Genomic DNA, 10,023 nt, shown 5'->3' with positions numbered 1-10,023 from the left:
ATTTTTGTTTTTTACAAACCGTGAAAACCTACATTTTGACAGTCTCGTTGCCAGAGAAGTCAGCGAGGCGGTTTATCTGTGAATATAAATTGCATCTTTCAGAGCGATTTTGATATTATTTGCTTAGGAGGAAGTCCGCAATGCCTACAGAATTAAAGACCGAACATCCTTACATTATCAAGAATCCGGAGATTTGCGGCGGTTCACCTGTTATATCCGGCACAAGGATTACAGTGCGCTTAATCGCCTCAATGGTGAAAAGCGGAAGCTCTGCGGAAGATATTCTTATGGGATACCCTCATCTTACATTTGCGCAGATCCATGATGCCATCAGCTATTATTTTGATCATAAAAGCGAGATTGAACAGGAAATTCAGGAAAATACACTCAGAGCGATTATGAAAAGATATAATATGCGATTGGTTGTTGGTGAATACGGGATCGACCGGCTTGTAACAGAAGAGGAGTTTGAAAAATTATCAGAGGATGAAAAAGAAAAGACATATACATGGGAAACCCTTCCTGAAAAATATAAGTGATGGCTGATATTAAGCTTTATCTTGATGAAATGATTCCTATTGACCTCGCTTTAATATTAAAACAATTCAATCATGATGTTTTGTCTGCTAAAGATGCAGGGATGCTCGGGAAAACTGATTTGGAGCAGTTTGCATTTGCTGCGGCTCAGGGCAGGGCAATACTTACTTTTAATATTGGCGACTTTACAAAACTGCATAGAGCATGGCTCGAAGAAGGCAGACGCCACAAAGGAATTATCATATCTCCTGAAATAAAAATTGCAGAGCTAATAAGGCTAACTCTCAAATTGCTTGCTGTTACCAAAGATGGAGAAATTGATAATCAACTGAGATTTTTACAAGAGTTTTACTAATCCCAATGCTCTATCCCCTCCTCTTAATAATGCGCGGGCATATTTTTGTGTTCTATAAGCCGTGAAAAATAACAGGCCATGCTGTTTATCTGCAAATGGCTTTAGGTGTATAATTCAATCATGAAAAAGAAGCCTTTAAAGCCGAACGGTAAAAATATAGAAATCGCCCTTGAATTGCTTGAACTTTCCCTGATTCTCAAAAAGTCCGTCCATAAAGCAGGAAAGAAAAAGTAATGTCTATCATAGAAGCCTTTATAAAAACCATCTCCTTTTTTGATGAGCTGAAAGATGAAGGCATTATCAAAGACTATGCGCTTATCGGCGGGCTTGCGCTTTCGGCATGGGTTAGGCCGCGCACTACACGGGATGTTGATCTGGTGGTTATAATTTCAAAAAAGATAAACTGGGCTGACCTGATTTCTCTTATCCAGACAAGATTACAGAAAAAAGTATCTGTTCATAAAGCAACACTACGAATGACGATACAGGAGAAATTCTCTTTTATGTTAGGGCAGATTCAGGTGGATATTATAGGCACAGGAGGATTTGATTTGGCAGCGGATGCGATAAAAAACGCGGTTGTTGCCGATGTTTTTGGGAAAAGCATTAAAGTCGCCACCCCTGAATACCTTATATTGTTGAAACTTCTGCCGTTAAGCAATCAGGACATTATTGACATTAAAGAGCTTGCAAAGAAAGCAGATATGCACAAAGTCAGTAAATTGGCGGAAAAATATTTCCTGCTTTCTAAACTTGAGTCTATTATTCAACTCAAAAACCGTAAATCGGCATTGCCTAAGGCAAAAATGCAAGAGATGCATTCAGAAATCTGAAACGGGTTCGACAACCTTGTTGCCAGAGAAGCAATCGGGAGGTTTATCTGTAAACGGCTTTAGGTGTATAATGTTCATAGACTTAACAGGGGAGGTGTTAAAATTGAAGAAATATAATCTTCAGGTAATTATCGAGCAAGATGAAGATGGCGTCTATGTTGCTGAATGCCCTGCACTTCAGGGCTGCTATGCACAGGGAGAGACCTTTGAAGAGGCAATAGAAAATATAAAAGATGTGATTGCCATGTGCATTGAAGAACTTAAGGAAAGAAAGAAAAAAATCAGTTTAAAATATCCTGAAGTAATAGGCATTAAAAGCCTTGAGGTTGCAGTTTGACTGAAGGCGGACTTCCAATACTGCCGTCCAAAGAAATTATAAGGATTCTTGAAAGGCTTGGCTTCAAGAATACGAGAAAGTCCAAAGGCAGTCACTTCAGATATACCCACCCTGATGGAAGGAAAACAACAGTCCCCGTTCATAAAGGGAAGACCATTAGTCGAGGGCTTCTAAGAAAAATCCTTCGCGACATTGAATTGTCTCCAGAGGAATTTCAAAAATTTCTCAAAAAGTAATCTGAGTTTCATTTAACTGAAGACATGGACATTTGAAAATCCTGCTGAAGGTTATTCATAAACAGGCTTCGCCTTTTTGTCCTTTTCCTCGCATTTCAAACACTCCATTCCAGAAGATTGATAGACGACATCAGAGGGCATGTTTTTTGTCTTGAATCCCATGGCTTTGCATCCATAAGGAAAGCCTTTGTCCCATGTGATATAGAAGTGTTTGCATTTAAAACAATCGATTTTTTGCTGTTCCATAGATAAATCTCACAGTAGGGCAGATATGTCCTGCTGTATCACTAATCAGTCTTCCCCTTTGAGATATTGTATTTCTTTAACAGCGCATGGAAATTCGGCCTCTGCATTCCCACCTCTGCCGCAGCCTTTGTGATGTTCCAGTCATTGCGCTTAAGCGCGGCAATGAGAAAGCTCTTCTCTATATCCTCTATGGACCTTGTCCTTAAGTCCTTTTTCTTTAATTTCAACTCATCCAGTGTCTTCGGGATTTCTATCTCTTCTTCCCGATTCAGAGGTATCATTATATGTTCGGGTCTGAGAGTCCTGCCCTCGCATACTATTACTGCCCTGTGGATTACATTTTCAAGCTCCCTTACGTTGCCAGGCCAGTCATTGGCGATGAGCTGGCGCATGGCCTCTGCTGAAATGTGCGGGACATCCCTGCCAACTTCCTTGCTGTATTTATGGAGGAAATGATAAGCAAGGGCAGGGATGTCTTCTTTCCTGTCCCTCAAAGGAGGGATATCGACAGGAAATACATTCAGCCTGTAAAAGAAATCTTCCCTGAACCCCCCTTTTTTAACCATCTCAGACAGGTCCCTGTTGGTTGCTGCGATAAACCTTATGTCGATCTTCACTGTCTTTTTGCTGCCAACAGGCCTGAACTCCTTTTCCTGCAGCACCCTCAGAAGCTTCACCTGCATTGACAGCGGAAGATTGCTTATCTCGTCAAGAAATACCGTCCCTCCGTTGGCTGCCTCGAGCACACCCTTTTCTGTTGCAACAGCACCTGTGAATGAGCCTTTCGTATGTCCGAACAATTCGGATTCCATGAGGTTTTCGGGTATTGTGCCGCAGTCAACCACCATAAAGGGCTGCTCTCTCCTTGCACTGTTGTAATGTATGGCCCGTGCAACAAGCTCCTTTCCTGTGCCGCTCTCGCCTGTTATCAATACAGTGCTGCCTGTAGACGCGACAGTGGCTATGAGCTTGAATACCTTCTGCATCTCCTTTGATGTGCCTATGATATTGTCTAAGCTGTACAGGGCATTGATCTCCTGCCTGAGCCTTATATTTTCGAGTTCGAGCTTTTTCTTTTCGAGGCATCGCTTGACAGAATTTAAAAGCGCCTCTGGAGTGAAGGGCTTTTCTATAAAGTCGTATGCACCGTATTTGAGGGCATCCACTGCGGTTTTTACTGTTCCATACCCTGTAATTATTATCACCTCTGTTTCAGGCCAATCCTCTTTAATTTTTTTCAAAAGGTCTATGCCTGTTACATCGGGCATAACAAGGTCTGCGAGCACGAGATCAAATGACTCGTTCTGGAGTTTCTTCACGGCCTCGCTCGCATTCTTTGCAGTCTCGAGATTATAGCCCTGAGGCGAAAGTATCCTGACGCAGCTCTTCCTTACAATATCTTCGTCATCAACAATGAGTATGCCCGGGTTAATCAAGGTCATCATTACATCTCCTGGCCAAGCACCTCTTTTATCCTTTCGATCAATGTATCGGGTGTAAAGGGTTTTTCGAGATAATGGGCAGCGCCCGATGATATGGATTCGACTATATGCTCGACAGTATCGTAGCCTGTCATTATCATCACATTCTGCTCCGGGCGTTGTCTCTTTATATTCACCAGCACCTCTATGCCGTCCATACCCGGCATTTTCAGGTCTATGAGCACAAGGTCGTATTTGGATTTTTCAAAAAGCTCAAGACCCTCTTTGCCCGATGCAGCAGCATCGACCGCATATCCTTCGGGAACAAGTGTTCTCTTGCAGCTCACCTGTACAATCTCTTCATCGTCAATCACGAGTATTCTTCCCTTCTCCATTTATGCCCTCCCTATTTTAAGCCCCAATTGAGCGATTTTAAAGTTATTATGGATGGCGGGTATTCCTCAAAGCCTTTAATAATGCGATGAGATTATTAGATGCCTGTTTATACCGCTGAATGCAAAAGTGATACTGAAGTTGCCCTTAAACAGCGGGAGGGTTCGGCTCTAAGGTATCGCTATTAAAGGGCTTTTCAGAACACCTGCCATCCATTTTTAAAGTTTAAAGTGCCTGAATCGCTCAAATTCAGTCTAAGTTTCTCCTTTCAAGGCGCTATTTATGTCTTCTCTTATTAATTTTAAAACATCCGGCAGATTAATGGGCACATCGTCCAACTCCTTTTTCAGCTCCTCTGTATCAAGTTTATAAGAAAAACCGTTCTTCTCGCAGGAGAGCAAAAAATCTATCTCCGGATGTCCGCCTATGAGTACTGTCATTGTAGAGCCTATATCACCCAGTGGTTTTATGTCTATGTGGCTGTACTGAAACTCTGCTGTAATAACCGTGCCTTTGCCAACTTCTGATTCTATGGAGAATCTGCCGTTGCACTCCTCGGCAGCCTGTGCAAGAAGTGGTATGCCGAGGCCGAACTTTTTCTGCCTGACGGTCTTTGTTGTAAAAAAAGGGTCTTTAACCATCCTGATCATGTCTTCATCCATTCCCTTTCCATTATCGCTTATCTTAAGCATAAGTCTGTCGTCAGCCCCACTGATGATAATTTTAATTTCCACCCTGCTGGCGCCTGCATCTATTGAATTCTCTGCAATGTCGAGCATGTGTAATGACAAATCTTCCATATTTTAACCTAAGTTGAGAGGCTCTAATTTAGAAATATATGTCAGGTGCGGCGAAAAGGAGCGTCTTTGAGCCGTGCCTGGCATATATAATCGTTCAATTTTGGATTTAAATTAGTAGCCTGTAGCCAGTTGTTTACCACTCTATCCTTCTCTCCCCTTTGAATGCCATTTTTATCTCCTCAAATGTCATCTCCTTAAGAAAAAACGATGTGGTCCTCCTGCCTATGTCATTAAGGTGATGGGCATCTGACGATGTTATCCAAGGGATGGATCTGTATGCCCCGAACACTGACTCTGCCCTCTCCCTTTTTGTATTATACGAGATTTCGAGGGCATCGAATGCAATATCATCTGGAATAAAACCCAATTGAGAGACAACGCTGAAAATCTCCTTGTCTATATGGCTTGCAACAGCAATTCCTCCAAAGGAATGGATGGCATCGACAAGTGCATTAAGAGAAAGGCTGGTGGCGCCGAAAAGAATCCTTTTGTTGAATCCGAGCACTTCATCGTTCTCATTGACCACCACCTGATAGCCGCTCAGCCTTTCATCGTTTATGCCGTCAGGGAGGTTCTTATAAACAATCTCCTGCATGCCCATAACCTTCTCTATGGAATCAAATATGGCGAGGACATGAGCCTCTTCGTAGGATGTAACCTCCACTGCAGGCAGAACCTTTATTCCCTTCTCCTGAGCTATCTTCATAGCAATCCCGGCATTCTCTGCCGAGTTGTGGTCTGATATGGCTATTACATCGAGTCCTTTTTTAACTGCTGCATCTATTATACGGAGTGGGGTCATATCAAGTTCGGCACAAGGGGACAGGCAGGTGTGGATGTGCAGGTCTGCAATGAATCTCTTCATTTACTCATTCACTTCTTAGGAGATTATAAAGCAGTCCTGCTGTCTCGAATGTCGTCTTTGGAGTAGTTAAAATTGTTATGTTTTCCGATTCGGCCTTCTTGACAGTGTCAGGCTCAGGGAATCTGCCATTCGTTATGACTATGCATGAAAGTCCTTTTATTACTGCAACAGCCACGATATTCGGATGGGTCTGGAGGGTTATCCACAGTTCTCCGTCCTTGCTGTGAGCCATTACGTCGGAGAGGAGGTCGCTTATGTAGCATCCTGTTACATGTTTGTGCATATCGCCGCTTACCCTTATATCCAGCCCGATTTTCTCGATAACGTCGTTAACTTTAAGCATATTAATCTTTCCTCGTATATATGACTATTTCGAGGGTTGTGCCCTCACCCACCACAGAATCTATTTTAAATCTATCCGCATTCTTTTTTATATTCGGCAGTCCCATGCCTGCGCCCCATCCCATCTCCCTTACCCAGTCAGGGGCAGTGGAATATCCCTCCTGCATTGCCAGTTCGATGTCCTCTATTCCGGGCCCCATGTCTGTAAGGGTTATCCTTACCTCTTCGCTGCTGACCACATAGTGCATGGTTCCTGCAACTGCGTGTATTATGACATTCATCTCTGCCTCAAATGCAGCAATGGCTGCACGCCTGACAACTTCCTGTGACACACCGAGCTTTGATAATGTGCTCTTCAATTCGCTCGAGGCAGTACCTGCGTTTGTAAAATCTCCGCCCATGAGCTGAAAGCAGCCCTCTATGGAATCCATTATATTCATCAATCCTCCAGACAACTCCTGAGCCCCCTGCATACAGCATACCGCATACGGTAAACGCAGGCAAATGCGTCACCATCAATGCAATGTTCTTTTCCATGGCAAGCTCTATCATCTCCCTTTCCATCTTCTTTCCCAGGACCATCAAGACAGCAGGGATATCCGATATTTCGGCAGTCCTGATCGCCTGAGACCGGTTCAGGGCAGTCACCAGCAATGCCCCCCTTTGTAGCAAACCTCAGCACATCGCTCATGAGATCCGTGCTGCAGACCGATACAATGTCCATTGAACCATCCGCGCTGTTTACAATTATCTGTCCATCAATCAGTTCTGCTATGTCGTCAAGTTTCATATTTAACCTTTGTCTGTTTTAGCTACAGGCAGGCGAATGAAAAAGCTCGCTCCCTGCCCATGTTCGCTCTTTACGAATATCTGTCCTTCATGTTTTTTAATAATGCCGTAGCTCACAGCAAGCCCGAGCCCGGTGCCTTTGCCGGCAGGCTTGGTTGTAAAGAAAGGCTCGAACACCTTGCTCCTGATGTCCTCTGGAATGCCCGGCCCTGTATCCGCAAATTCGAGTTCCACAAACCTATCAGCAGCCTCCTCTGCCATCCTCGATGATATGGTTATCTTGCCTTTTTCCTCCATTGCATCTGCTGCATTTATAAGGAGGTTAAGAAATACCTGCTGGATCTGATTGGGATCCGCATTTACCTCGGGGATGGATTTATCGAGCCGGACATCAAAGGTGATATTGTAAAACTTTGCCTGATTCCTTACCATCGACAATGTGTTTTCTATCAATGTGTTCATATCAACATGAGCCTTTTCCGATGCGGTCTTTCTCGAGAAGCCGAGAAGCCCCCTGACGATCTTCGAACACCTCTCTGCCTGATCTATGATGACCTTCAAATCCTCTGCATCCTGCGTATTTTCCGGAGGCATGCGCTTCATCATCAAATGGGCAAAAGTAACTATGCCTGTTAAAGGGCTGTTCAATTCGTGGGCCACGCCTGCAGCCATTCTGCCGAGGGATGCCAGCTTCTCGGCATTTATCAATTGCTCCTGCGCCCTGACTATTTCTGCGGTCTTCTTCTGCACCTCTCCCTCAAGGTTCTTTGTCCAGTTCTCCATCTTGTCCCTGTACTGTTTAAGCTCGCCCACCATGGAATTGAAGGAGTTCGCCAGCAGTCCTATCTCATCCTTTGTATTCAGGTTAATCCGGTAGTCCATATCCCCTCTGGACAGTTTGTTCATGCCGTCAACCAGAAAGGATATAGGTTTTGTAACGAAATTATAGAGGATCAGACACAAGAGGAAGGATATGGCAACAACAAAAAATCCGCCGTAAAACAGCACAACCTCAAGCTTAATGCCAGGGTTTTGTTTGATGAATATATAAGCGAAAATAAGGCCCACAATAAGCATCATTGTGCCTATTGCCAGTATAAGCTTGCCTGTAAGGGAATTCAGAAATTTTTTTTGCATTACTTAATAATACTCTTACATGGAATACGTAGTCAATCAAAGCCGGTGTTGCATAGGAAATGCGATATTTGCTAAATTACAGAATAAACCAAAGCCTTGGAGGTAAAGATGAGACGCTTATGTGTTGCAATTTTTATCATTTTGGCAATCACTACGGCAAACGGATGCGCTCAGAGGAAAATAGCCGGGGCACCTGAGCAGCCTCCTGCACAGCCTGAAATAATGAAAACAGAGGATAAAAAAACAACAGCCGATACTGCTGCCGCAAAGGAGTTTCCCAAAGAATCCATCACCGAAAAACAGTTGTCAAAGGCCCAGCCGGCAGACGTTCAGCCTACGCTCGAGGAGCTTCGGTCGCGGATTCAGGATATCCACTTTGATTACGACAGGTATGACATAAAGGACGATGCAAAACCTGTATTGAAAGAGTTGTCAGCCATACTTTCAAGGAATAAAGACATAAAGGTGATCATTGAAGGGCACTGTGACGAAAGGGGCACAAATGAATACAACCTCGGACTCGGGGACAGAAGGGCAAACTCTGCAAAGGAGTATCTTATATCACTCGGCATCCCCTCCAGCAAGATCGAGACAATAAGCTATGGTGAAGAAAAACCCCTTTGTGACGAACAGACAGAAGAGTGCTGGGCAAAAAACAGAAGGGCGCACTTTGTGCTTGTTGAAGGGGGCAAATGATGGAGGGGCCAAGGGCCAAGGGTCAAAGGTCAAAGGTGAAAAAATTCTTGCTTCTTACTTCTTGCTTCTTACTTGTTTTTATAGCCGGCTGTGCAACCACATCTGACATCGACAATCTAAAAAATAATATTACGGGTCTTCAGATAGAATCCATAAATCAGAAAAAAGAGATTGCCCAGATAAAGACTGATCTCTCGAATATATCAAAGGACATAACCACTCTCAAGGAGTATTCCCTGAGCGCAATGAAAGAGAGTCAGTCATCCATCTTAATCCAGACATCAGATCTATCAAAGGAACTGCAGACGCTAAAAGGCCGTTTTGATGAAAATAAATACTTTATGGACAAAACCTTAAAAGACCTGCTCTCAGAGAGGGAATTGCAGCAGGCTAAAATAGCAGGTCTCGAAAATGAACTGAAGGAGCTCAAATCAAAAATCAGCAGCCAGCCCGCAGAAAAGAAAGAGTCATCCGCAGTTCAGGAAGGCCATAAAGATGCAGAGGCAGTACAGCCCGAAGCAAAAGACCAGAAGGCTGCAGGCACAACCGATCCCCAAAAACTATATGACGATGCCCAGATAGATTTTAAGGAAAAGCGGTATGTGGATGCGAGACAAAAGTTCGAAAAGTTTTCAAAGGACTTTCCAAAGCATGCCTTAGCGCCGAACTCTTATTTCTGGCTCGGCGAATCCTACTATGCTGATAAGAAATACGAAGACGCCATACTCGCATACGAGGCGTTTCTGAAAAAATATCCGAACCACGAAAAGACAAAGGGTGCGATGCTGAAACAGGCATTCGCCTTTGTGGAAATGGGAGACAAAAAGACAGGCAAGGTACTTCTGGAAAAGGTCATGGAGAAGTATCCAAACTCACGTGAAGCAGATCTCGCAGAGAAGAAGATTGCAGAACTGCTCTCTAAAAACAATGCGGGGACTAAGAGCAGTACAAAGAAAAAGAAAAAGTAACTGCGATAAGGATGGGTCTCTGAAGTGAATAGCTATGTTTTGGTAACAGTTCTTTGCGACTGAAGCGT

Annotated in this window: 16 protein-coding genes; 7 read left to right on the top strand and 9 right to left on the bottom strand. The window is 43.7% G+C overall.

Annotated features, from left to right (window positions below):
* Positions 1 to 140: 140 nt before the first annotated feature.
* From V7L97_RS09700 to V7L97_RS09680, 5 genes are all read left to right on the top strand, one after another.
* Complete coding sequence (locus tag V7L97_RS09700) at positions 141 to 539, top strand: DUF433 domain-containing protein (RefSeq protein ID WP_333655465.1); 399 nt, start codon at positions 141 to 143, stop codon at positions 537 to 539.
* Positions 539 to 892, top strand: coding sequence for a DUF5615 family PIN-like protein (locus tag V7L97_RS09695; RefSeq protein ID WP_333655464.1), 354 nt, complete (start codon positions 539 to 541; stop codon positions 890 to 892). The genes V7L97_RS09700 and V7L97_RS09695 overlap by 1 nt, the downstream gene beginning before the upstream one ends.
* A 233-nt stretch (positions 893 to 1,125) precedes the next feature.
* Positions 1,126 to 1,725, top strand: a complete 600-nt coding sequence (locus V7L97_RS09690) for a nucleotidyl transferase AbiEii/AbiGii toxin family protein (protein ID WP_333655463.1) — start codon at positions 1,126 to 1,128, stop codon at positions 1,723 to 1,725.
* 103 nt (positions 1,726 to 1,828) lie between these two features.
* Positions 1,829 to 2,062: a type II toxin-antitoxin system HicB family antitoxin gene (locus V7L97_RS09685; RefSeq protein WP_333655462.1), complete on the top strand. Its 234-nt coding sequence runs from the start codon at positions 1,829 to 1,831 to the stop codon at positions 2,060 to 2,062.
* Positions 2,059 to 2,298: a type II toxin-antitoxin system HicA family toxin gene (locus tag V7L97_RS09680; RefSeq protein ID WP_333655461.1), complete on the top strand. Its 240-nt coding sequence runs from the start codon at positions 2,059 to 2,061 to the stop codon at positions 2,296 to 2,298. The genes V7L97_RS09685 and V7L97_RS09680 overlap by 4 nt, the downstream gene beginning before the upstream one ends.
* Positions 2,299 to 2,349: 51 nt before the next feature.
* On the opposite strand, the gene V7L97_RS09675 is transcribed toward V7L97_RS09680, so the two are convergent.
* From V7L97_RS09675 to V7L97_RS09635, 9 genes are all read right to left on the bottom strand, one after another.
* Entirely contained in the window at positions 2,350 to 2,544 is a 195-nt protein-coding gene (locus tag V7L97_RS09675; protein ID WP_333655459.1) for a hypothetical protein, read from the bottom strand.
* 41 nt (positions 2,545 to 2,585) lie between these two features.
* Positions 2,586 to 3,989, bottom strand: a complete 1,404-nt coding sequence (locus V7L97_RS09670; protein ID WP_333655456.1) for a sigma-54-dependent transcriptional regulator — start codon at positions 3,987 to 3,989, stop codon at positions 2,586 to 2,588.
* On the bottom strand, positions 3,989 to 4,360 hold the full coding sequence (locus V7L97_RS09665; protein ID WP_333655454.1) for a response regulator: 372 nt from the start codon (positions 4,358 to 4,360) through the stop codon (positions 3,989 to 3,991). Before V7L97_RS09665 ends, V7L97_RS09670 begins: the two co-directional genes overlap by 1 nt.
* A gap of 252 nt (positions 4,361 to 4,612) precedes the next feature.
* Positions 4,613 to 5,158, bottom strand: a complete 546-nt coding sequence (locus tag V7L97_RS09660) for an ATP-binding protein (protein ID WP_333655452.1) — start codon at positions 5,156 to 5,158, stop codon at positions 4,613 to 4,615.
* A 133-nt stretch (positions 5,159 to 5,291) separates the two neighbouring features.
* The gene (locus V7L97_RS09655) at positions 5,292 to 6,023 is read right to left on the bottom strand and encodes a PHP domain-containing protein (protein WP_333655450.1); all 732 of its coding nucleotides are present in this window, start codon (positions 6,021 to 6,023) and stop codon (positions 5,292 to 5,294) included.
* Positions 6,024 to 6,027: 4 nt separating this feature from the next.
* Entirely contained in the window at positions 6,028 to 6,366 is a 339-nt protein-coding gene (locus V7L97_RS09650) for a DRTGG domain-containing protein (protein ID WP_333655449.1), read from the bottom strand.
* Between the two features lies 1 nt (position 6,367).
* On the bottom strand, positions 6,368 to 6,805 hold the full coding sequence (locus tag V7L97_RS09645) for an ATP-binding protein (RefSeq protein WP_333655447.1): 438 nt from the start codon (positions 6,803 to 6,805) through the stop codon (positions 6,368 to 6,370).
* Positions 6,805 to 7,155, bottom strand: a complete 351-nt coding sequence (locus V7L97_RS09640; RefSeq protein WP_333655445.1) for a hypothetical protein — start codon at positions 7,153 to 7,155, stop codon at positions 6,805 to 6,807. Before V7L97_RS09640 ends, V7L97_RS09645 begins: the two co-directional genes overlap by 1 nt.
* A gap of 2 nt (positions 7,156 to 7,157) precedes the next feature.
* Positions 7,158 to 8,291, bottom strand: coding sequence for an ATP-binding protein (locus tag V7L97_RS09635; RefSeq protein WP_333655443.1), 1,134 nt, complete (start codon positions 8,289 to 8,291; stop codon positions 7,158 to 7,160).
* Positions 8,292 to 8,399: 108 nt separating this feature from the next.
* Between V7L97_RS09635 and pal the strand changes: the two genes are divergently transcribed.
* Entirely contained in the window at positions 8,400 to 8,987 is a 588-nt protein-coding gene (gene pal / locus V7L97_RS09630; RefSeq protein ID WP_333655440.1) for a peptidoglycan-associated lipoprotein Pal, read from the top strand.
* On the top strand, positions 8,984 to 9,955 hold the full coding sequence (ybgF, locus tag V7L97_RS09625; RefSeq protein ID WP_333655438.1) for a tol-pal system protein YbgF: 972 nt from the start codon (positions 8,984 to 8,986) through the stop codon (positions 9,953 to 9,955). Before pal ends, ybgF begins: the two co-directional genes overlap by 4 nt.
* Positions 9,956 to 10,023: the final 68 nt, after the last annotated feature.

The sequence above is a fragment of the Dissulfurispira sp. genome (genome assembly GCF_036745535.1).
Taxonomy (GTDB): domain Bacteria; phylum Nitrospirota; class Thermodesulfovibrionia; order Thermodesulfovibrionales; family Dissulfurispiraceae; genus Dissulfurispira.
The sequence above is the reverse complement of the archived record's forward strand: the minus strand, read 5'-3'. Positions and strand labels throughout refer to the sequence as shown.